20 protein-coding genes, 3 tRNA genes and 3 pseudogenes are annotated in these 21,730 nt (G+C 57.6%); 5 read left to right on the forward strand and 21 right to left on the reverse strand.

What is annotated here, in order from left to right; all coding sequences use genetic code 11:
• Positions 1-45 precede the first annotated feature (45 nt).
• The 12 genes and pseudogenes from Q0Z71_RS11490 to Q0Z71_RS11535 all read right to left on the reverse strand — a co-directional run bounded on the left by Q0Z71_RS11490 (position 46) and on the right by Q0Z71_RS11535 (position 9,272).
• Positions 46-867 (reverse strand): transposase, encoded by an 822-nt coding sequence (locus Q0Z71_RS11490; protein WP_363316708.1) that lies wholly within the window; start codon positions 865-867, stop codon positions 46-48.
• 10 nt (positions 868-877) lie between these two features.
• A complete protein-coding gene (locus Q0Z71_RS17135) occupies positions 878-1,291 on the reverse strand; it encodes a transposase (RefSeq protein ID WP_363316709.1) in 414 nt (137 codons plus the stop codon).
• A gap of 154 nt (positions 1,292-1,445) precedes the next feature.
• Positions 1,446-3,212 carry a helicase HerA domain-containing protein gene (locus Q0Z71_RS11495; protein ID WP_298022617.1) on the reverse strand — a complete coding sequence of 589 codons (1,767 nt, stop codon included), beginning with the start codon at positions 3,210-3,212 and terminating at the stop codon, positions 1,446-1,448.
• Positions 3,213-3,276: 64 nt separating this feature from the next.
• Positions 3,277-3,888 carry a hypothetical protein gene (locus Q0Z71_RS11500; protein WP_298022620.1) on the reverse strand — a complete coding sequence of 204 codons (612 nt, stop codon included), beginning with the start codon at positions 3,886-3,888 and terminating at the stop codon, positions 3,277-3,279.
• Entirely contained in the window at positions 3,875-4,147 is a 273-nt protein-coding gene (locus Q0Z71_RS11505; RefSeq protein ID WP_298022623.1) for a hypothetical protein, read from the reverse strand. The genes Q0Z71_RS11500 and Q0Z71_RS11505 overlap by 14 nt, the downstream gene beginning before the upstream one ends.
• 650 nt (positions 4,148-4,797) lie before the next feature.
• Positions 4,798-5,127, reverse strand: a complete 330-nt coding sequence (locus tag Q0Z71_RS11510) for a hypothetical protein (RefSeq protein WP_298022626.1) — start codon at positions 5,125-5,127, stop codon at positions 4,798-4,800.
• 103 nt (positions 5,128-5,230) lie between these two features.
• Positions 5,231-6,160 (reverse strand): annotated as a pseudogene (locus Q0Z71_RS11515) (DNA cytosine methyltransferase); the annotation flags it as partial.
• A 490-nt stretch (positions 6,161-6,650) separates the two neighbouring features.
• Positions 6,651-7,244: pseudogene (locus Q0Z71_RS11520) on the reverse strand (DNA cytosine methyltransferase); the annotation flags it as partial.
• A 561-nt stretch (positions 7,245-7,805) separates the two neighbouring features.
• Positions 7,806-8,300 (reverse strand): annotated as a pseudogene (locus Q0Z71_RS17140) (antirestriction protein ArdA); the annotation flags it as partial.
• 19 nt (positions 8,301-8,319) lie between these two features.
• Positions 8,320-8,793, reverse strand: a complete 474-nt coding sequence (locus Q0Z71_RS11525) for a hypothetical protein (RefSeq protein ID WP_298022628.1) — start codon at positions 8,791-8,793, stop codon at positions 8,320-8,322.
• Between the two features lie 309 nt (positions 8,794-9,102).
• Positions 9,103-9,187: transfer RNA gene (locus tag Q0Z71_RS11530), tRNA-Tyr, on the reverse strand.
• A 9-nt stretch (positions 9,188-9,196) separates the two neighbouring features.
• A tRNA-Thr gene (locus Q0Z71_RS11535) sits at positions 9,197-9,272 on the reverse strand.
• 90 nt (positions 9,273-9,362) lie between these two features.
• On the opposite strand from Q0Z71_RS11535, the gene Q0Z71_RS11540 reads away from it, so the two are divergent.
• The 4 genes from Q0Z71_RS11540 (at position 9,363) to Q0Z71_RS11555 (ending at position 11,036) form a co-directional block, all read left to right on the forward strand.
• Positions 9,363-9,548, forward strand: a complete 186-nt coding sequence (locus tag Q0Z71_RS11540) for a hypothetical protein (protein ID WP_298022631.1) — start codon at positions 9,363-9,365, stop codon at positions 9,546-9,548.
• Positions 9,545-9,778, forward strand: a complete 234-nt coding sequence (locus Q0Z71_RS11545) for a hypothetical protein (RefSeq protein ID WP_298022634.1) — start codon at positions 9,545-9,547, stop codon at positions 9,776-9,778. The genes Q0Z71_RS11540 and Q0Z71_RS11545 overlap by 4 nt, the downstream gene beginning before the upstream one ends.
• On the forward strand, positions 9,759-10,055 hold the full coding sequence (locus Q0Z71_RS11550) for a sigma-70 family RNA polymerase sigma factor (protein ID WP_298022638.1): 297 nt from the start codon (positions 9,759-9,761) through the stop codon (positions 10,053-10,055). The genes Q0Z71_RS11545 and Q0Z71_RS11550 overlap by 20 nt, the downstream gene beginning before the upstream one ends.
• 96 nt (positions 10,056-10,151) lie before the next feature.
• Entirely contained in the window at positions 10,152-11,036 is an 885-nt protein-coding gene (locus tag Q0Z71_RS11555; RefSeq protein WP_298022641.1) for a YitT family protein, read from the forward strand.
• Between the two features lie 56 nt (positions 11,037-11,092).
• On the opposite strand, the gene Q0Z71_RS11560 is transcribed toward Q0Z71_RS11555, so the two are convergent.
• Both Q0Z71_RS11560 and Q0Z71_RS11565 read right to left on the reverse strand, forming a co-directional pair.
• Entirely contained in the window at positions 11,093-13,549 is a 2,457-nt protein-coding gene (locus Q0Z71_RS11560; protein ID WP_298022645.1) for a cation-translocating P-type ATPase, read from the reverse strand.
• Between the two features lie 63 nt (positions 13,550-13,612).
• Positions 13,613-13,810, reverse strand: a complete 198-nt coding sequence (locus tag Q0Z71_RS11565; RefSeq protein WP_298022648.1) for a helix-turn-helix domain-containing protein — start codon at positions 13,808-13,810, stop codon at positions 13,613-13,615.
• 93 nt (positions 13,811-13,903) lie between these two features.
• Between Q0Z71_RS11565 and Q0Z71_RS11570 the strand changes: the two genes are divergently transcribed.
• A complete protein-coding gene (locus Q0Z71_RS11570) occupies positions 13,904-14,179 on the forward strand; it encodes a hypothetical protein (RefSeq protein WP_298022651.1) in 276 nt (91 codons plus the stop codon).
• 194 nt (positions 14,180-14,373) lie between these two features.
• On the opposite strand, the gene Q0Z71_RS11575 is transcribed toward Q0Z71_RS11570, so the two are convergent.
• The 7 genes from Q0Z71_RS11575 to Q0Z71_RS11605 all read right to left on the reverse strand — a co-directional run bounded on the left by Q0Z71_RS11575 (position 14,374) and on the right by Q0Z71_RS11605 (position 21,463).
• Positions 14,374-14,449 (reverse strand) — tRNA-Gly (locus tag Q0Z71_RS11575).
• A gap of 45 nt (positions 14,450-14,494) precedes the next feature.
• Positions 14,495-15,232 carry a hypothetical protein gene (locus Q0Z71_RS11580; protein WP_298022654.1) on the reverse strand — a complete coding sequence of 246 codons (738 nt, stop codon included), beginning with the start codon at positions 15,230-15,232 and terminating at the stop codon, positions 14,495-14,497.
• A 22-nt stretch (positions 15,233-15,254) separates the two neighbouring features.
• Positions 15,255-15,848, reverse strand: a complete 594-nt coding sequence (locus Q0Z71_RS11585) for a lactate utilization protein (protein WP_298022657.1) — start codon at positions 15,846-15,848, stop codon at positions 15,255-15,257.
• A gap of 1 nt (position 15,849) precedes the next feature.
• Positions 15,850-16,707, reverse strand: a complete 858-nt coding sequence (locus Q0Z71_RS11590; RefSeq protein WP_298022660.1) for a YitT family protein — start codon at positions 16,705-16,707, stop codon at positions 15,850-15,852.
• Between the two features lie 3 nt (positions 16,708-16,710).
• Positions 16,711-18,954 carry a DNA topoisomerase (ATP-hydrolyzing) subunit A gene (locus Q0Z71_RS11595; RefSeq protein WP_298022663.1) on the reverse strand — a complete coding sequence of 748 codons (2,244 nt, stop codon included), beginning with the start codon at positions 18,952-18,954 and terminating at the stop codon, positions 16,711-16,713.
• Positions 18,955-18,957: 3 nt separating this feature from the next.
• Positions 18,958-19,428, reverse strand: coding sequence for a transposase (locus Q0Z71_RS11600; protein WP_298022666.1), 471 nt, complete (start codon positions 19,426-19,428; stop codon positions 18,958-18,960).
• 40 nt (positions 19,429-19,468) lie between these two features.
• Positions 19,469-21,463 carry a type IIA DNA topoisomerase subunit B gene (locus tag Q0Z71_RS11605; protein WP_298022670.1) on the reverse strand — a complete coding sequence of 665 codons (1,995 nt, stop codon included), beginning with the start codon at positions 21,461-21,463 and terminating at the stop codon, positions 19,469-19,471.
• Positions 21,464-21,730: the final 267 nt, after the last annotated feature.

A 21,730-nucleotide genomic window follows, 5' to 3' on the forward strand; every position in this document is an offset into this window, starting at 1 on the left:
GGCCCTGCCAACAAGAGGTTTTCAGGGCAGAGTGTAGGTGTTGGGCTAAGCCACGTTTAAGCCTTGGGCTTCTAAGAAACGGATTGCCTGGTTGATGGCCTTTTGTAACTGCTTCTCTTTCAAATGCTCGGGCATATCAACTTTGTACAGGTCAACTGGGTTCCAGACATCCCCAGTAGAGAACATGGAGTAAATGGCAGTTAAAATCATTCTGGCGATGGCGATGATGGCTCGTTTCTTGCCCCGTCGCTTTGTGATCCGCTCATACTTTAGGGCGTAGTAAGGAGAAGATTTGTCCTTCACGGCGGCGTGGGCAACTTGTACCAACGCCGGTTTGAGATAGACTCCAGCACGTGAAATGCGGACAGATTTTTTCTTGCCTGCGGATTCATTGTTGCCAGGGGTAAGACCGGCCCAGCAGCACAGCCGTTTGGAAGAACCGAACTGGGCCATATCAACGCCGATTTCAGAAATGATGGTGATGGCGCCGTTTCGGTCAATACCGGGGATGGTGCAGAGAAGGGTGATATATCCCTCGTACTTCTGAACCATGACGTTAATGCAGGCGTCCACCCGGCTGATGAGAGCGTCAATGTAGTGGAGATGATCACGGATAATACCAATGCGGGTCTTCTGCTCCGGTGTGATCTCATAACCCTCGATTGCGTCAAGGACATTGTCTGCCTTTTTCTTGAGAGAACACTGCAACAGGGAAACGCAATGCTGGGCGTCAAAATCCTCGTTGGATGTCAGGTAATCCGTGATTGCGGTCACGGATTTTCCAAACATATCAGACACAACGGAATCCAACGCCACATTGCAGACGGTAAACGCATTCTGAAAACGGTTTTTCTCGCTGCTTTTCATGGATGTGAGCTTATAGGTAGCGGGTCAACTCGCGGAGGATACGAGTATCCTTGTCGGGGATAAAACTGCTCTTCACCAAACCAATGCGAAAGAGGTCCCCGATCCACTTGGAATCCTTAGTATCATCCTTGTTTCCCTTTACCGCCTTGACCCACTTCGGATTAGCAATAACGACCCGGATGGCCCGCTTCTCCAAGATGTTAAAGACGGGGACCCAGTACTTCCCGGTGGACTCCATGCAAACATCCAGGCAGCCATTCTTGTGGAGCCAGTCGGCAAAGCGGTTCAGATCTGAGTTGAATGTGGAAAAGCGTTTTTTCTGATAGCTGGGCTGCAAGCTGTCTGCCTGAGTCTTAATGATGGTTGCCACCAGAAACGACTTGTGCACATCGACCCCACAGCAGGTTGGAAATACGACTTTCAAACTACGCCCTCCTCATAGCAAAATGGTGAGGAGAAAGCAGTGACTGGACCACCAGGCATTTAACAGGCGTTAATACAATCCTTAGTGTGCGGGCTCGAAGCGCCACTTATTTGTGCTTGAAACGGTGGTCCTGGCACTGATTACTATACTGTTTTTAGCTCCGGAAGCCATCTACGACTCTTCCTACCGTGCGTTGTAGTGTGCTTCCCCCTCTAACTCCAATTTTATAAGAAAGGCGACCGCTTGTCAGCACTCTTTCATTCCTATTTGTGCCGACAGCTTTGCGGTCGGCATGGTGATTACTATGGCAAGAAAAGGTGAAAACATTTTTAAGCGAAAAGACGGACGCTGGGAGGCCCGTTATATCAAAGGGTATGAGCTGTCCGGAAAAATCAGGTATGGGTTCTGCTACGGCAAGACCTATAAGGAGGCAAAGGAAAAAGTCACACAATGTAAAGCCGCCCTCTTGAACAACACGCCCCTGCCTGTGACGAACAACCGCCACAGGCTTGCTTTTTTCTGCGAAGAGTGGCTGCGGCTGGAGAGAATGAAGGTGAAGGAATCCACCTATATCAAATACGACACGATTTTGAAAAAGCATAGCATCCTTCACATTCCCACCGGACTGCAGAAGTCCCTTCACGCCGAACACAACGAAACGGTCTGAGGCGACATTGGTGTGGCCATTGAAAAAACGGCTTTCCGCGCCTTTGCACATGGAGTGGAGCCCCAGAAGGATTTCCTGAAGGAGTTCTCTCGTATAGAGGGGATTTTCCTCCCGGTCATAATCTCTGTACGCATTCTCAATGGTGGAATAGAGGTCGGAGAGGATGGGGTATCCATCCCGCGCCACTTTGCTGAAATCAGTATTGTCTGTGATGCCGAAGCGGAGGTAGAGCCGTTCTGCCATGATCTCAATGGTGTCGATGTGCCTGTCTTCGAATGATTTATAACTGCGGAAGAAGTCTTTGAGGAAAGAGATGTGCTGCGACAGAAGCGTCTTTTGGCGGAAGGGGGCGGGTGCCGATTCATCAACTTCTTTGTCGTCGCTCCACAGCTTAGGCTCCAGCGGGTTTATCTTATACCCGCCATCCATGAGGTCAATAAAGCAGCCGCCCAGCCGCGCGCACAGTTCCACCAGTTCATGCTCGGGATCCAGGCAGATGACATTCTTTCCACTCTCCAGGATGTTGCACAGAATGAGTTTCAACAGCCAGCTTTTGCCCTGCCCGGAGTTGCCGAGGATGAGGGCGCTGCCGGTGGTCTTGTCCTCCGCCCGCCGATCCAGATCCACGATGATGTTGCTGCCGTATTTGTCCCTGCCGATATAGAAACCCTGGGGATCGGTTTTGCCGGAATAATTGAAAGGGAACAGATTGCCCACTGAGGTGGCAGGGAGGACACGCTCAAACTGGCTCCCGAAGTGGTTGCTGCCGAAGGGGTTGACAGAGAGGAACCCATCCTTCTGCCGCAGGAGCAGGAGATCCACGCCCAGCTTGGAGCGGGCGAGTTCGGCGGTCACTTCGTCCTTCAGGGTCTTCAGCCCATCTGTGTCCCTGGCGCAGAGTTCCAGAAAAACGGAGCAGTGGACGAGAGGTTCCTGATTGCGCTGCATTGTGGTAATGAGAGTGACCACATCCTGAAAGTCCGCCTCGGCGGTGACGCTCTGCTTCAAGTTGTCCGTATTGCTCCGCTCCATCCGGCTGCGGCTGCTGGCGTTATGGAGGATGGCGTTTTCCTCTGCCGGGGTTACTCTGCGCATATAAGCCCGGAGAGTCACGCCGCTTTTTTCTCCCAGGCGGCGGAGGAGTGCCAACTCATCGGTCTTAGTGGGATAGCTCTTGATGGCCATGGCGCAGCGATAGGTGCTGCCCAAAATATAGTGATCTGTATTGAACCGCACCGCGGTGGGCGCCACCATGTCCAGGAAGTCCTTGGGCTTCCACTCCTGCTTGGCGCCGGCGGTGTTGGCTTTCACGGGCTTCTTAACTGTTTTCTTCGGTTTCATGAGCAGTTTCTGTCACCATCCCTTCGCCATCGTAGTTTTTGTAGTCGTCTGTGAATGCGTCCTGCTGATAATAGACCGCCAGAATCCGCTTGACATCCTGCTCCTGAGCCAGCCTGACAGTAAAGCCGCAGCTGTGGATCCGTTTTTCAAGTTGGGCGAGCTGCGCCTGATCCGGGGGCAGCTTGGTATCCGGTTTTACCAGCAGCGCGAATTCCCGTGAAGATGCGGTCCCGGTCTGGATGGCGTCCAAATGGGCGGCATCGCTGCGGAGCAGAGCCCGCACAGCGGGGAGCGGTTCCTCCTCCGCCCGCTGCTGGTACCAGTCCCTATTGCGTTGGAAAGATTCGCGGGAATCCAGCGCTACAACGCACAGTTCAGCCGAGGAGCGCAGGAGGTTTGTAAGCGCTAGGATGCGATTCTTCACCGCCTCCTCCGGCATGACAGAGAGGTTGTCCGGGCGGACAAGATAAAAAATGAACTCACCGGCGGGAGTTTTCGCTCCGTGTTCCGTGAGTTCCAGAATGCCCATGAGCTGCCGGGTGGAGGCCCTCTGACGCGCTTCTTTCTTCTGTTTTTTATTCATTTTCATAATGCTGCTCCCATTCAAAGTACTGCTGCTTGAGGATTAGAAAGTTTGCAGCAAACCGCAGAAAGTCCAGAACGCTGGTATCCTCCACTTTAATGGAGAGAAAGCCATAAATGACCGTTACAATCAGCGGCAGGCCGCTCAGCCCATTTGCCAGCGCAAGGACAGAGAGAATGAGGCCAACGCCGATGAGCGCCAGGGAGCGGAGCTCCCACAGCCACATTTTCGGCTTGGCTTTCAGGTTGTTGGGATAGATATACATGATGAAACACCTCCAAGCATGAAAAAGGCCGCTCGTATGGGCGGCCTTGCTGCAGAACATTTTTTGATTTACATGCCGGATTCAGGCGTCCGGCGCGCCAAATGATGGGAGGCAGGGCAGGTGGGACAGATCATCTTACCAGTACGAGGATAGAGAGAATGAGGTCAACGGCGGAGAGATAGGGAGCGCAGCACCCACAGTCACGCCGTCAGCTTGGTTTTCAGGCTGGTGGGAGCGATGTTCAACGTAAATACTGCTTTACAAAAAAAGCCGCCCTTCACGGGCGGCGAAAATTGACATCTTTCATTTTATTCGGTATAATTAATCTCGCCCCGCAAGGGGTAGAGCGCCGTTTCAAGGCGGGAAGCCCCATTTTCCCTGCGATTTGGATCGAAGGGAGGTGGTGCCGATGGGAAGCGGGCGATGGACGAAAGTCCTTCGCTTCGTGGTGTGTTTTATCGTCGCCCTTTGGTTGATGATCTACATGTCCCCAAAAGCTTGCTGACCGCCCGGCAGCCACCGAGCGGTCAGCGTTTCAACGCTTGACTTGACTTAGGAGTTAACCGTTGAGAAACGGCGCTCTTTCTATGCTTATTATATCAGTTTCAATTGCTTTGTCAACAACTTTCAGATGGAGTACAGGTTACCACTCAGTGGCCTTCTTGTCCCTCATTTTGTTTGGCCGCACTGTCCGCTGCCAACGCCCTCTGGATACATTCCACGAAGAATGCGTTCTGCTTAATGCCCTTGGTCTTGAGGAACTCCTTGAACCTATCAAAGAGGTCCGCGTCTACTTGGAATGCCACGGTACGCTGTCCGTCTTTCACTTTTACCATTCCTTCCTGTTTGTAGAATTCCGAGATAAGCCATGTCATGTACTCGCCGAGGTTTTTGCCCGACTCCCCTTGTTTCTGCCGCACACGTTCATGAAGGCTGGCGGGGATCGGAGCGCAGAGATTCTTAAGCTTGCTGGTATCCATGTCCTTTTCCCCCTTTCGCAAGCAAGTATATCGAAAGCACCGCCGCAAAGCTATTACCAATACCAACGAAGAACATCCGCCAAACCATGCTATATGGACAATGCTATACCGCTCCTTGAATTGCCGCGGTGATCCCGGCGAGGATAAACTCTACGCACGGGATGGCAACGCTGTTTCCCAGGGCTTTATACCGTGCGGAGTCCGCGGCACCGGGGACATCTGTCCACCCGTCCGGAAAACCTTGAAGCCGCTCACATTCTAATGGAGTTAGCCGTCTGATGAGGAGTGGTTTATCTGCCGCCAGCCTGTCCTGATCGATTTGACGGGCATTATCTTGATAGACAAGATCCGTTGCATCCTTGTGCTGGCGTGCGCTCTCTGTGCTGACGATATCGCTTGCTTTGAATGCATCTGCCCGCTGGCGGGAGAATACGGCATGGCGGTCTGTGGCAGTCAAAGTAAACGCAATCCCATCCTCTGAAATACCAAGCCCATTGCCGCCATTCAGTGGTTGGCGGTCTATGGCGTTGCCGGTGATGCAGACTATAGGTGCATCTTCCTCCTCCATTTTCTCTGCGACCAACGGCAGATTATTTCCCCCTGTGCCCGCACGGGCGGAGAGAGTGGGCACGATCCTGTGGGGACCGGTGTATCTGGCGTCAATCCCGTGATTCTCGTAGACCAGCCGTTTTGGGCTGGCGTTGACCCGATTTCCCCCACTGGGCGGCGCATTGACGCCTGCCGTTTCAAATGTTGCGGGGATAGGATGGGCGGCATCAAAACGGCCGCCAGACCGATGGTCTGGACTGTTGGTGTTGAAAACCAGCGGCTGATACCCATGCTCCTGGGCCCGAAGCGTTCCGGTTATATTTTCTGAGCACTCCATAACTGCGCCGCCCTGGTCGTTGAGGCAGAGGACGGAGGGCATACTGTTCCCGCTGGGGGAGCCTTTCAGGGTGGGAGTGACCTGCTCACTATAGGCGATACTGCCGGCTGTGGCGCCGGCGCCAGCGGAGAAAGCGGCGGCGAACAGGTGCTTCCCGCCGCTATCCGTTCCCTTCACACTGGGGAATGGCGCAGACCCAGCCTGTGCTCTCAAAGCCGCTTCCAGCTGGCTGGGAAGTGCTTTCTCTCGTTCCTCCGCCCGGCGAAGGATGCCCAGGCAGGCTGTCCGGCTGAGATAATATTTTCTGGCCGGGCGCTCCTCCAGCACACTGGCGAGGGAGGAATAGACGGGATCGCGAGGCGCCGCGCCGGTGTTTAGAATAGTTCCATCTTCCAAGACGGGGGAACGCAGCTCCCAATAGGCGTCCCCCAGCAGATTTCCATGCCCTGGCGTGAGGTCGCAATACTGATATGGGATGGAGATGAGCTCCGCCGCAGTTGTCATGCGCCTGCCCCTTGGGGCGGTATTTCCAGCCTTCCATTCTACTATAGGTTCCAGGAAGGATAGCTGTCCCTCGTTGTCATAGAGGGTCAGTCCAACTATCACGCTCGTCATCCTCCTTCTATTTCAGGTGGTCAAAAAGCAGCTTGGGAGCGGTATTCCCAGCGAAGTCAGCTGCGAGGAATATCCGCTTTCTTCTCTGCGCAACGCCCCAGTATTGGGCGTCCAGGATCCGCCATGCCAAGGACATCACGCCGAAAATCTCCAGGCGGCCGGCTGGTGCCCACCCGTTGGGGTAAGGCATAGGCACAGCCGCACCGGGCATTCGAACCCGCACGATCTCCTCCAGAACGATGCGGAAATCCTCTCCTTTTGGGGACCCGCTGCTGAAAGCCCCCGGCACATTCTCCCATACCATGTACCGTGGTCGGATCTGCAGCCCTATGCGGCCTCGTTCCATTTCTTCTGCCGCCCGCATTTCCCGCACGATTCTGACCTGCTCCATAAAAAGGCCGGAGCGGGCGCCGGCTAGTCCGGCCCTCGCTCCAGCCACAGAGAGATCCTGACACGGGCTGCCCCCGCAGATGATGTCTACAGGAAGCAGCTCCGAGCCTTTTAGCTTTGTAATGTCACCGCAGTGGTTCATGCTGGGAAACCGGCGCTTGGTCACCTCCATAGGGAAGGGCTCAATTTCGCTGGCCCACAGCACCTTGATTCCGTAGGGTGTCATGGAAATGTTCTGCTCCTCTATGAGTTTTTTCCCATACCTGTGGAGTTCAACAAAGGGGAGCAGGGTCGCCCTGTCACCATCGCCGAGTAGGAATGAAAGCTTGTCCAGCGCCACGGCTTCCGGACTGTCATATTGGCGCGTGAAGGTGTATGCGTCCATGCTGTCTATGAGCTTGATTGCGTCGGAGAGATTGGAGCACTGGGAAGCCTCGACGAGGGCTTTGAGCGGGAGGATTTTCTCCGCCGAAATCTGGGCGATTCGGGCTGCTGCGCCATTGGCCATATCAATACTGTCCGTCTGACTGAAGGCATCCCGGAGTGCTGGAATAAGGCAGTCAGCGCAGCGCCATGAGATTTCCGACCAGTCTTCAACGCCGAGTCGATTGAGGGCGGCGTCCAGAGTGGATCGGCTGCAGGGGAGCTTCAGCAGCACAGACTCCTCAGCATCCATTACGCCTAAATCAAGCAAGACTGTATAGTCCGGCTTTTTTGGCGTCAGGTGCAAATCTTTGAATTTCTCCTTTAAGTCTCCGATCTTTACAACATATCCTCCGCTGTCGATAAAGACCCCGTTTTCCTGGACCGCCATCCGTCTTCCTATCGCGTCAAAGTCCAAAAGATCCCATGCCTGATCCGGTACATTCTCCAGCTCTGGTATAAAATCGTTCTCGGCGAAGAACCGGCCAAGCGAGGTGTAGTCTTTGACATCATACAGAACCTGACAGCTATCCACGCTGGAGGCAAGGTCATAGAGCCTTGAGACGTTTAGTTCCGTCCCATTCTTCTCGTCCATCTGCACCAGTCCCTGTAGTGCATCCACTTGCCATCCTTCCAGCGTTGATAACTTTTCGGCCAAGGCATTCAATGCCCGAAGATCCTCTGTCTCGCAAATATGGGACTGTAAAAACGGAAAGCCCCTACAGCTCTCCACGTACACCTTCGCCTCGCCGCCTTCACCGCCCCGAACCTTATGAAGTGCGTCCTCCAGTTCGTACTCTGTGGCCGGCAGAATAATGTCTGCTGTCGGCCCAAAAGCACCCTCTCTCCAGTCATACACGCAAATGGAAAAGATAGTTTTATCCAAGGGTCATTCCTCCCATCTCACGCCAGTCGGTCGTAGGACTTTGGGTCAGCACATTGGCAAGGTCGATTACATGGGGGATTGCCTCCTCAATTTGTGACATGATCTCGTTCAACAGCTTCTCTTGTTTTGGATTGCTGACAAGATACAGCGTGGTCATATTCTGAGCCGCATCGTAGATCACGGCAAGCTGCTCATCACTGAACATCCGCTCTGGAGGAAGCAGGCCACTTCTGGATGTAAAGTCTTTCTGGGCTTTCTCGAGATTGTCCCCAAAGTAATGGCCTTGCCAGAGGCTGGTGTGATCCTGAACCCATTCCCAGGTGATGAATTCCATACCGAAGCTGGTTTCGTGTCCGGCAAGGATCACATTGTTGTATTCAGCCAAGGCGCGGTAGTCCCCGCTCAGGCTGTTCGCTTCGATTTGCGGAGCCCTTTCCATCATGGCCTGGATCTCCTTTTGTTTCATTGAAATCTCCTCCTCCTTCTTTCTTTTTGAATGTGAAAACAAAAAAGCGGCTGCTTCCTTTTGGAAACAGCCGCTTGTTGTGGATTTGTCCTTCGGAGTACCCGTTTTACTTCAATTTATCAAATCAATGTATTCCTCTATTGATGTGTATTCTGCTTGCGTCTCTCTAAGCGGTTCGAATCCACCCTTTCTGGGAAAAACCCGCTCGGAGATCTTTAAAAACACTTTGAAAAAAACAAACAAAAAAAAGGTGCAACCCCTTGATATCACTGAGCTTGCGGCCTTGATATCCAAAGTGTTACACCTACATGGTGGGGGAAGGTGGATTCGAACCACCGAAGCCGAAGGCAACAGATTTACAGTCTGCCCCATTTGACCGCTCTGGAATTCCCCCATATAAATTTGGAGCTGGTGGACGGATTCGAACCCCCGACCTGCTGATTACAAATCAGCTGCTCTACCAGCTGAGCTACACCAGCAGTTCCAACAGCAGGATTTATTCTAGCAGACAGCCTTTCATTTGTCAACAGATTTTTTCAGGTTTTTCTATTTTTTAAGGAGGGACTTTTTTGCAGCAGTTTCACCGCCGCCGGATGCGGCAAGCCCTGCTCTGCACGCTTTGCGGACAGGAGATCACGATTGGAGAGGAATACTGGGCCTGCAACGGCAGCTGCGTCTGCGCGGCCTGCCTGCCGGATTTTGCCCGCCAGGAGCTGGCGCCCTGCCATGAGACCCGGGGAAGGGAGATACGATGACCCTTTTGGAGATGTCTATTACATACGCGGACAGCGCCGCCGCCATCCGCACCCGCATCACAGAGCTGCGGGCGGAGGAAAAGGCGCAGACCGACGCGGAGGCCGTCCGCCAGCTGCGGCGGCGCATCGAGGAGCTGGCGCCCCTCTGGCGGGAGATGCGGGATCTGTCCACACTGACCGCCAGGTATTACGACAGGAGTTATCACAAGCATGAGAGATACACGATTTGACAGCCGCAGCAGCGAGTGGCTGGGCGATATGACAGTCTGGCTGCGGGAAAACGCCGCGGACAACTCGGAACAGCTGGACCGGCTGCGGCGGAACCTCCGCCTCGCCCGGGAGCGGGAGCTGACCGCCCGGCAGCGGCAGATGCTCACCCTGTACTATGACCATGGGATGAGCATTCCGCAGATCGCGCTGAAGCTGGGCCTGAACCGCTCTACGGTCTCCCGGACCATCCGGCGGGCCAAAGAGCGCCTGTACCACTGTTTGCAGTACACCTTGTAAATATCTGATTTTCCCTCTTGTAGTTTTCAGCGGGAACCCATATAATCGACCGTAGCAGGACATCCTGTGATCTTGAGGACTTTTGGAGGAGCTATCATGCTGTATAACACTCTGCACAACCGCTGGCTGCGGCTGGTGGCCGCCGTGGCGGGCGAGCTGATCGCCGCGGCAGCGCTGAACCTGTTCATCGTGCCCCTGAGCCTGTACACCGGCGGTCTCATGGGTGTTTGCCAGCTGATCCGCACGCTGCTGAGCACCTATCTCGGCGTCAGCTTCGGCACTTACGACATCGCCGGCATCCTGTATTTCCTGCTGAATATCCCCATTCTGCTGCTGGCCTACCGGACACTGGGCCGCAGCCTGGTCATCAAGACGCTGATCTGCACCGTGTCCTACTCGTTCTTTTACAGCGTCATCCCCATCCCCAGCGCCCCGATCATCGACGATTATCTCACCGCCTGCCTGCTGGGCGGCATCCTGGCCGGTGTGGGCAGCGGCATCGTGCTGACCTGCGGCGGCAGCGGCGGCGGACTGGATATCGTGGGCCTGTGCTTGAGCAAGCGGGGCAGCGCCTTTACCGTGGGTAAATTTTCTTTGACCTTCAATGCCTTTTTGTACACCGCCTGCCTGATCCTGTTCAGCCCGGAGGTGGCCATCTACTCCGTCATCTATAACTTCTTCACCTCTATGGTGCTGGACCGGGTGCACCAGCAGAACGTCAATGTTCAGGCTCTGATCTTCACCCGGGAGGACGAGAGCGCCCTGGGCCGCTTTATCATGGAGAAGCTGGGCCGCGGCGTCACCTACTGGAAGGGCACCGGCGCCTATACCGGCGAGGGCGTCCATGTGCTGTGCGTGTGCCTGTCCAAGTTTGAGATCGAAGAATTGATCCACGCCGTGCACCATATCGATCCCCACGCGTTTCTGACGGTGCAGGAGGGCGTTCGGATCTACGGCAACTTCCGCCGGAAGCTGGAATGATCAAAAAGCACGTCCTGGGGCCTGAGGTCCCAGGACGTGCTCTCTTATATGGCGGCTCACCGCTCCCGCCGGCCCCGGAAGGCCTTCCGGGCAGCGCGGCGGCGCTCTTTTTTTGCCCTGCGCTGTTCCAGCAGGGCGCTGCATTTGTCAAACAGCCGCTCCAGGCCCATCTGGGTGGGCACCACCAGCAGCACCAGGACCACCAGCACCAGCCAGCCCGCGAAGGAAAGTCCGGTGAGGGAAAACACGCTCCCGTAGAACAGCACCGCCGCCAGCATGGCAATGCTCATGGCGGCCAGCAGAACGATGCGCTTGCCGTCCAGGGGGCGGGCGGCGTAATAGATGACCATCAGGCCGTTGACGGCCATGAGGATGACGCAGATGGTGGACAGCTCTCCCAGGGTCAGGTCCAGGGTGTAGACGAACAGCTCCGCGAACAGGATGACGAAGATGGCCGTCAGGCCGCCGGGCAGGGCCCGCCGGAGGACGTTGTTCAAGAACCTCCCCCGTACCAGGTCGTGGTTCGGTTCCAGCGCCAGGAAGAAAGAGGGGATCCCGATGGTCAGGGAGGAGATCAGTGTCAGCTGGATGGGCACGAAGGGATAGGGGAAGTCCGCGAAGAGGGTGATGATGGCCAGGAAAAAGGACAGGATATTTTTCACCAGGTACAGCGCCGAGGCCCGCTGGATGTTGTTGATGACCCGGCGCCCCTCCGCCACCACCTTGGGCATGGCGGCAAAGTCGCTGTCCAGCAGGACCAGCTGGGCCACCTGGCAGGCGGCGTCCGCGCCGGAGGCCATGGCCACGCCGCAGTCCGCGTCCTTCAGCGCCAGCACGTCGTTCACGCCGTCGCCGGTCATGGCGACGGTGTGGCCCGCCGCCTGCAAAGCCCGGACGATCTTGCGCTTCTGGTTGGGCACCACCCGGCCGAACACGGTGTACTGCCGGATGGCCCTGGCGATGTCCTGGTCGGTCTTTAACTCCCGGGCGTCCACCCAGTCCCCGGAGCCGTCGATGCCCGCCTGGGCCGCCACGGCGGAGACTGTGACGGGATCGTCTCCGGAGATGACCTTGACGGCCACCCCCTGGTCGTGGAAATAGGCAAAGGTCTTGGGCGCCGCCGGACGGATGGGGTTTTCCAGCACCAGCAGGGCCATGGGCATCACCACGCCCCGGAGCCGCCCCTCCTCCGCGCCGTCACACTGGGCCAGCAGCAGCACCCGGCAGCCCTTTTCCGTGTAGTAGCGGATGCGGCTCTGAAGGGGAGCCAGGTCGCTGCCCAGCACATATTCCGGCGCGCCGATGACGTAGGCCCCCCGGTCCAGAAAATTGACGGCGCTCCACTTGGTGGCGGAGGTGAAGGGGACCGCTCCCCGGCTGGGCCAGCCGGGACCGTAGGAGAACTTCTCCGCAATGGCCCTGGCAGTGTCGTTGTCCGGCTCCAGCACCCGGTAGAAGGCCCCCAGGGTGTCGGCGATATCCGCGTCGGACCAGGACTCCGGCTCCAGCGCCACCACCTCCCGGACCTGCATCTGGGGACTGGTGACGGTGCCGGTCTTATCCACACAGAGGACATCCACCCGGGCCAAGGTCTCAATGGCGTTCATCTCATGGATCAGCGTGCGGTTCTGGGCCAGCCGCACCACGCTGACCGCCAGGGCCACGGAGGTCAGCAGGAACAGCCCCTCGGGGATCATGCCGATCAGCGCCGCCACCGTGGACACCACGGCCTGCCGCAGTCCCAGGTCCTGGGTGAAATACTGGGTGTAAAACAGCGCCGTACCGATGGGGATCAGCGCCACGCCGATGAACCGGATCAGGATATCCAGGGACCGCATCATCTCGCTCTTGCCGGGACCGGCGTCCTTTTTGGCCGCCAGTGTCAGCCTGGCGGCGTAGGAGTCCGCGCCCACCTGGTCCATCCGCGCCCGGCACTTGCCGGAGATCACAAAGCTGCCGGAGCGGAGCATATCGCCGGGTCCTTTGGAGATGGCGTCGGCCTCGCCGGTGATGAGGGCCTCATTGACCTGGACCTGCCCGGACATCACCGGACCGTCCGCCGGGATCTGACACCCGGCGGTGAGCTCCACGATGTCCTCCCGCACCAGCTGGTCCACCGGCAGGTCCCGCACGGCGCCGTCCCGGACCGTCCGGACCTTGGAGGCCGACAGGAGGGACAGCTTTTCAATGGTCCGCTTGGAGCGGATCTGCTGGACGATGCCGATGCCCGCGTTGGCGGCCACGATGAAGAGGAAGGTCATGTCCTTCCAGTCCCCCACCACCAGCAGACACCCCGCCAGCACCACGAAGATCAGGTTGAAATAGGTCAGCAGGTTTTCCCGCACGATCTGCCTGTCGGATTTGGTGGGGGATTCCACCGGCCGGTTGTCCCAGCCGCCTTCCGCTAGGGCCTTAGCCTGGGCGGAGGTCAGGCCCTTGTCAGGCGCGGGGCTGCAGCGGGGCATCTCCCTGCGGACCGGCGCCGCCTGCTCCGGTATTGATCTCTTTTTCATAGGAAGCCCCCTCGCTGTCGAAATATGATTTATTATAGCAATTCAAAATAGCTTTGTACAGATTCAGTCTACCCGTCCTATGATGTAATCCACACTCACATTATAATAATCCGCCAGCACAGATAAATATCTGCTGGGGATTTCCCGTTTTCCTGTTTCATAGTTACTGTATACACGCTGGTCAATCCCCAGCAAACCAGCCACTTCTTTCTGTGAGAGGTCTTTATCTTCCCTCAGTTCCCGCAATCTTTTGTAATACATGCATCTCACCTCAGGAAAATTATACTCACTATCAAATGATAGTATTGATTTTACTATCAAACGATAGTAAAATAGCAGTGAGGAGGCGATGAAATGCGAACATATCATCATACAACTACTGACCGCTGGAAGAATATTTTAAATCTATCGCATTGGCATTTGAAGATGCGGATAAACGACGTGATATTAGCGCGGGAGTACGCAGATGAGTCCATATATACATTTCGGCTCTCTCTTCTGCGGGAAAGCTACGAAAACGACCGTTTTCTCCGGGAGTTCCTGGGCTACCGCCGCATGACAAAGCTGGAACAGCGGGCCGCCGCACTCTTGGCCCCTCCCTCCGACCCCTCCGCCGCCCAAGCTCCCTGAGGACGCAAGGAAAAGGGTGCGGGGAAACCTTTTTTGAGTATCAAATCTCGGAGGGAAAGGGTGTGTGCGGGAAAACCGTCAGGGTTTTCCTGCACGATTTCAATCAGCCCGCCGCAGCGGCCCCTTTTTGCCAAAGGCAAAAAGGGGAAAGCTCCAAAAAGAAAAGACACACCTTTCGGTGTGTCTTTTCTTTTTGGAGCGGGCAACGAGGCTCGAACTCGCTACCTCCACCTTGGCAAGGTGGCGCTCTACCAGATGAGCTATGCCCGCGAGAACAAGGAGTATTTTAGCAAAGGTTTTTCTCCTTGTCAAGCCTTACTCGCCAATTTTTTCAATTTCTTTTTCAGCCGCTTCTTCCGCGTTCTCCTGGGGCGCCGCCTCCGCCTCCTCCGGCGCTCCGGACCCGTCCAGCAGGAATTCGATGAGGCCCACCTGCCCATTGGCGGGATAGTAATACACCCCCCAGGCCGGCGTCTCCGCCAGCGCCCGGTCCTCCCGGAGCTGCGCCATGGCGGCCTCCACCTTGTCCCGTCCGTCCTGGCCCCAGTAGCCGATGCGCACCGCCAGCTCCGTCTTTCCGGCATCCAGCGCGGATTCCAGCAGGCTGTACAGCGCCTCGGGGCTGGTGGCGTTCACCACGCTCTGGATCTGCTCCACTGTCCGGCGGTAGCTGATCTGAATGGACACCTCGTAATAGCCCCGCTGGGACTGGCTGGCGGAGGTGATGTACTCCACGGCATAGGCCCCCATGGGCGTCTCCTGCTGGATCTCGGTGGTGGCCCGTTCCAGGGTCTCCGACACCGTCAGGTCGTCCGTGAAGTCATAGAGCCGCAGGGTGGCGGCCTCCGTGTGCTGGCCGATGAGGAGCAGAAGGTCATTGACGATATCCTGGTAGTTCTCCGCCCGCAGGGTGTCGGCGGCCTCGCTCTCCCAGAATTTACTGCTGTGGGGTTCCACTGTGGTATAGGACCGTTCCAGCAGGGAGGCGCAGCCTGACAGCAGACACAGGGCCAGCGCCAGCGATATCCCGCACACCATCCTGCCTCTGCCCATCAGACGCGCCTCCTCTCCTGTATCAGAATCCCAGGTCCTCATCCACCAGGATGACTTCCATCTCCATGCCCATCATGGGCTCCCACAGCACCGCCAGCCCCCGGCAGATGCGGTCCGGGCTCTTGCAGTCATAGCACCGGTCGCCCTTGACCGCGCAGGGCGTTTTGCGGCCCAGCCGCTGGGCGTTCTTCGGCGCGGCGATGTTCCGGGCCCGCCAAAGGGCCTCGTCATAGGTGGGGGCCAGCTTGTTGCGGCCGATGACGAAGTAGACCTTCTGGTGGCCGTACAGGGTGGCGGCCACCCGGTTGCCCGCTCCGTCGATGTTGATGATCTCGCCGGTCTCCGCCAAGCCGTTGGCGGAGGAGATGTACACCTGGGCCCCCATGGCCGCGTCCCGCTCCGCCGGTCCGTTGGCCCAGTGCCAATGGACCTCATTGTGGGACGCCAGCCTGTCATAAAGGCCCAACTCCTGCAGCGTGACGGAGCCGCCGAAGCCGACGGACCTCCCGTCGATCACGCTGTCCAGATAGTCGGCGGCCTCCGCTCCCGTGGCAAACGTGCTCACGGTAAAGCCGCGAGCCCCCAGATTCTTTTCCACTGCTGTAAAATCCGCCATATCAAATCTCCTCCTTTTGATATTCTCCAAAGCCCTCTCCCAACACCTCATGGGCATCGCAGGCGATAAAAAAGGCCCTGGCATCCAACTCATGCACGATACGCTTGATCTGTACGATCTCCTTTTGGCGGAAGGCGATCATCAGCACCTGCTTCTCCGCGCCGGTATAGGCGCCCTGTCCCCGCAGGATCGTCACCCCGCGTCCCTGCTCCTCCATCAGCGCGGCGGCGATCTGCCGCCAGTTATCCGAGATGATATAGGCCACCTTAGCGGTATTCAGGCCGTACAGGACGGTGTCCATCACCCGGGTGGACAGGAACAGCGCCACCACGCCATACAGCGCGGATTCCACGCGGCCAAAGGCCAGCGCCGCCAGCACCAGCACCACAAAGTCCGGGATCAGCATCAGCTTGCCCATGGGCAGCCAGGGAAATTTCAGCTTCAGCAGCCGGGCCACGATGTCGGTGCCGCCGGTGGTGGCGCCCTGGGAAAACACAAGACCCAGACCCAGCCCCATCAGCGCGCCGCCGCAGAGGGCCGCCAGCATGGGGTCCACAGGCGCAAAGGCGTGGGCCGCGGCGATGGCGTCGATGGCCACGGAACTGAGCGCCATGGAAAACAGGGATGTCGCCAGCAGGTGGAAGCCGATCAGCCGCCACCCCAGCAAAAACAGCGGGATATTCATCAAAATGGTCAACCCGCCCACTGAGAGGGCCGGGACCAGGGCATTGATCACCTGCGCCAGACCCGTGATGCCCCCCACGGCGACCTGATTCGGCGCGAACAGCCAGTCAAAGGCCAGCGCGTATATGATGGAGCCAACGGCGATCACGGCATAGCTTTTCAATACTTTTTTCATCGTTTAATCCAACAGCTTCATCTGCTGTTCCTCAGAATCCGCCTCCCGCAGCAGAGCGCCGGCGGCGGGAACAGCCCGGACCCGGTAGCGGCTCTGGTTGGTGATGGCGGTCTCCTCCAGAGGCTTCACGGTATCCAGATGGTACTTGGGCTTCATGTTCATCACCGCCACGCCCTGGGTGGTGCGGGTGGTCTTGGGCGCCAGCAGGGCGGTGTGGAAAATCAGGCAGCGGGGTTCCGTGGAGTACACCGCCAGCTCCTGGTCCCCGTCGATGCGGCGGATGCAGCGCAAGGGCGATTTATCGGAGTAAGCGCCTGTGAGCTTCCGGCGGTTGGAGGTGGTCTTGTAGGCGGAGAGGTCCACCCGGGCCGCCTTGCCGTTTTCAAAGAAGAACAGCAGCGCGCCGGTGTACGCCCCCGGCAGCACGGCGTAGACCACATTCTCCCCGGCGTCCATGCCCAGCTTGGCGGGCAGGTAGTCGCCCAGGACGCTGGCCTTGGTGTCGTCGAATTCCGTGAGCCGCGTCTTGTAGACCTGGCACCGGTCGGTGAAGAACATGATCTCGGCGGCGCTGGTGGTGTCAAAGCTCTGGCGCAGGCCGTCGCCCTCCTTGAATTTTTGTTCGCTGCTCATGCGCAGGCTGAGGGGGGTGATCTTCTTGAAGTAGCCCTCCCGGGAGAGGAAGATGTGGACGGGATATTCCTCCGCCGTCTCCTCCTCCACATAGGGCTCGATCTCATGGCCGTAGACGATGGAGGTCCGGCGGGGCTCGCCGTACTTTCTCGCCGCCTCGTTCAGCTCGTCCACAATGATCTTTTTCAGCCGTTTGGGGCTGTTCAGCACATCCTCCAGGTCGTCGATCTCGTCCCGCAGGGCGTCGGTCTCCTGCGTGCGCTTGAGGATGTACTCCTTGTTGATGTTCCGCAGCTTGATCTCCGCCACGTACTCCGCCTGGATCTGGTCGATGCCGAAGCCGATCATCAGGTTGGGAATGACCTCGGACTCCTCCTCGGTCTCCCGGATGATCTTGATGGCCTTGTCGATGTCCAGCAGGATGCGCTTCAGGCCCTTCAGCAGGTGCAGCTTGTCCTTCTTCTTTTTCAGAACAAAGTACACCCGCCGCCGGACGGACTCGGTGCGCCAGGCGGCCCACTCCTCCAGAAGCTGCCGGACGCCCAGCACCCGGGGCATCCCCGCGATCAGCACGTTGAAGTTGCAGGAGAAGGAGTCCTCCAGAGGCGTCTGCTTATAGAGTTTGGCCATCAGCTTGTCCGGGTCCACGCCCCGTTTCAGGTCAATGGCCAGCTTCAAGCCGGAGAGGTCCGTCTCGTCCCGCATGTCGGCGATCTCCTTGGCCTTGCCCGCCTTGATCAGCTCGGCCACCTTGTCCAAGATTGCCTCCACGGTGGTGGAGTAGGGGATCTCGTAGATCTCAATCAGGTTTTCCGCTTTGACGTAGCGGTACTTGGCCCGGACTTTGACGCTGCCCCGGCCGGTCTCGTAGATCTCCCGGATGGCGGCGGGGTCGCAGATCAGCTCGCCGCCGGTGGGGAAGTCCGGGGCCAGCAGGGTCTCCGTCAGGTCGCAGTTCGGGTTTTTCAGGTAGGCGATGGTGGTGTCGCAGACCTCTTTCAGGTTGAATCCGCAGAACTGGGAGGCCATGCCCACGGCGATGCCGCTGTTGGCGGACACCAGGATGTTGGGGAAGGTGGTGGGCAGCAGGGCCGGCTCCTTCATGGTGTTGTCGTAGTTGTCCACAAAGTCCACGGTGTCGCTGTCGATGTCCCGGAACAGCTCGGCGCAGATGGGGGTGAGCTTGGCCTCCGTGTACCGGGGGGCGGCCCAGGACATGTCCCGGGAATAGGTCTTGCCGAAGTTGCCCTTGGAGTCCACAAAGGGGGTCAGCAGTGCGCCGTAGCCCCGGGAGAGGCGGACCATGGTGTCGTAGATGGCGGCGTCGCCGTGGGGGTTCAGGCGCATGGTCTGGCCCACGATATTGGCGGATTTTGTCCGGGCGCCGGTCATCAGGCCCATCTTGTACATGGTGTACAGGAGCTTGCGGTGGGAGGGCTTGAAGCCGTCGATCTCCGGGATGGCCCGGGAGACGATGACACTCATGGCGTAGGGCATGTAGTTGGTCTCCAGGGTGTCGGTGATGGGCTGCTCCACCACCGCCGCGTGGAGGCCCAGGACATTGGGATTATTGACTTTCGGCCGGGATTCCTCCGGCTGTTTTTTCTTAGCCATAGCTTATGGTTCCTTATCTTGTATCCACTTTTGTGGGTTATTGAGGATGTATTGCCGGGTGTTCCGGAGGTCGCATTGGTTGCGGATCACATGGTCGTAATAGCCCCGCTGCCAGAGTTTGGGACCGAAAGGTGCGCCCAACAGCCGGTATTGCCAGTCCGTATAGGATTTCATCCGACCAATGATATCCGGTAGGGGACGGGCTCTGTCCCGTCCCGCCTCCAGGGCCGCCAGAAGATGGATATGATCCGGCATGATACAATAGGTGTCCACTGACACCCCTTCGTAGAGGGATGGGATATTTTGAATGGCCTGGTCCACGATCTGACCGAGTTCTGTCAGACATACCGATCCCGGCGGGACGGCACAGAGGCCGTCCCCTACGGAACACAGGACCTCCTGTCCGCGTATCCGTGTACAGACAGTGATGAAATACAGGCCGTTTTCCGCATAATCGTATGCTGGTAAACGCATCTGTTTTCGTTTTGGATATTCTCTTTCGTCCATCATATTTTTACGAAATATCCGCCATCTCCAAATACTTATACCCGTTCTCGGCAATATGGTCCTTCCGCCCCTGCAGATTGTCGCCCAGCAGCAGGTCGAAGATCGCCGCCGTGCGCTCCACGTCCTCGGGCATCACCCGGATGAGCCGCCGGGTCTCCGGGTTCATGGTGGTCAGCCACATCATGTCCGGGTCGTTCTCGCCCAGGCCCTTGGAGCGGTCAATCTTGTATTTCTTCCCCTCCAGGCCGCGGACGATGTCGTTTTTCTCCTTGTCGGAGTAGGCGAACCAGGTCTTGTCCCCGCAGTTGATCTCAAACAGGGGGGTCTCCGCGATGTAGACATAGCCCTCTTTGATCAGCGTGGGCGTCAGGCGGTACAGCATGGTCAGGATCAGGGTGCGGATCTGGAAGCCGTCCACGTCGCCATCGGTGCAGATGACCACCTTGTTCCACCGGAGATTGTTCAGATCAAAGGAGGCCATGTCCTTGACATGCTTGTTCTGCACCTCCACGCCGCAGCCCAGGACCTTGATGAGGTCCGTGATGATCTCACTTTTGAAGATGCGGGCGTAGTCCGCCTTCAGGCAGTTCAGGATCTTGCCCCGGACGGGCATGATGCCCTGGTACTCGGAGTCCCGGGCCAGCTTGACGCTGCCCAGGGCGGAGTCGCCCTCCACGATGTAGATCTCCCGCTTGGAAACGTCCTTCGTCCGGCAGTCCACGAATTTCTGGACCCGGTTGGCGATGTCGATATTGCCGGAGAGCTTCTTTTTGATGTTCAGGCGGGCCTTTTCCGCGCTCTCCCGGGAGCGCTTGTTGATGAGCACCTGCTCCGCGATCTTCTCCGCGTCGAAGTGGTTTTCAATGAAGTAGATCTCCAGGTTCGTCCGCAGAAATTCGGTCATGGCCTCCTGGACGAACTTGTTGGTGATGGCCTTTTTCGTCTGGTTCTCGTAGCTGGTCTGGGTGGAGAAGTTGTTGGAGACCAGGACGATGCAGTCCTCGATGTCGTTCCAGGTGATCTTGCTCTCGTTTTTCTGGTACTTGTTCTGCTCCCGGAGGTATTTGTCCAGGGCGGAGACAAAGGCGGACTTGGCGGCCTTCTCCGGGCTTCCGCCGTGCTCCAGCCAGGAGGAGTTGTGGTAGTGCTCAATGATGTTGACCTTGTTGGAAAAACAGCAGGCGCAGGAGAGCTTGACCTTATACTCCGGCTTGTCCGCCCGGTCCCGGCCCCGCTTCTCCGCCTGCCAGAACACGGGAGCAGTCAGGCTGTCCTCTCCGGCCAGCTCCGCTACGTAATCCACGATGCCGTTTTCATACAGGAATTCCGTGGTCTCAAATTTTCCGCCCTCCGTCTCATTGCGGAACCGGAAGGTAATGCCCGCGTTCACCACCGCCTGGCGCTTCATCACATCGGTGAAGTACCCGGCGGAGATGGCGATATCCGTGAACACATCCAGGTCCGGCAGCCAGCGGGTGCGGGTGCCGGTCTTTCTGCTCTGATTTTTGGACAGGGGCGTCTTATTCAGGCCGCCCACGATCTCCCCCCGCTCAAAGTGCAGCGTGTACTCAAAGCCGTCCCGCCAGACGGTGACATCCATGTAGCGGGAGGCGTACTGGGTGGCGCAGGCGCCCAGGCCGTTGAGGCCCAGGGAGTACTCGTAGTTGTCGCCGGACACGTTGTCATACTTGCCGCCGGCGTACAGCTCGCAGTACACCAGCTCCCAGTTGTACCGCTGTTCCTTTTCATTCCAGTCCACGGGGCAGCCCCGGCCCGCGTCTTCCACCTCAATGGAGCGGTCCGCGTACCGGGTGACGGTGATGGTCCTGCCGTGGCCCTCCCGGGCCTCGTCGATGGAGTTGGAGAGAATCTCGAATACCGCATGCTCGCAGCCGTCCAGGCCGTCGGAGCCAAAAATGACGCCGGGCCGTTTTCGGACCCGGTCCGCGCCTTTCAGAGACGAGATGCTCTCGTTGCCGTAATCTTGCTTTTTCGTCGCCATAGATCCTCCAAACAGGCAGAAAGCGCCTGATCCGATTTTGCGCGCTCCCGCGCAGAAGATATTTCATAAGAATTCAGCGCGCAGTCAGCGCCACAGAAAGCTTTTCAGGCTTTTTGCGAATTCCGGCATGAAAATCAATATGTAGCATTGTATCACGATTTTTCCACTGGTTCAAGTATTTGCCCCTTTCCGGGAGTGTCCAAACACGCAGTTAAAGGAAGTCAAAGAGAGAAAATGGCACAGCAATCCCTGGATGTTTGGAGCGAT

Source organism: uncultured Dysosmobacter sp. (assembly GCF_947631635.1).
Lineage (GTDB): Bacteria > Bacillota > Clostridia > Oscillospirales > Oscillospiraceae > Oscillibacter.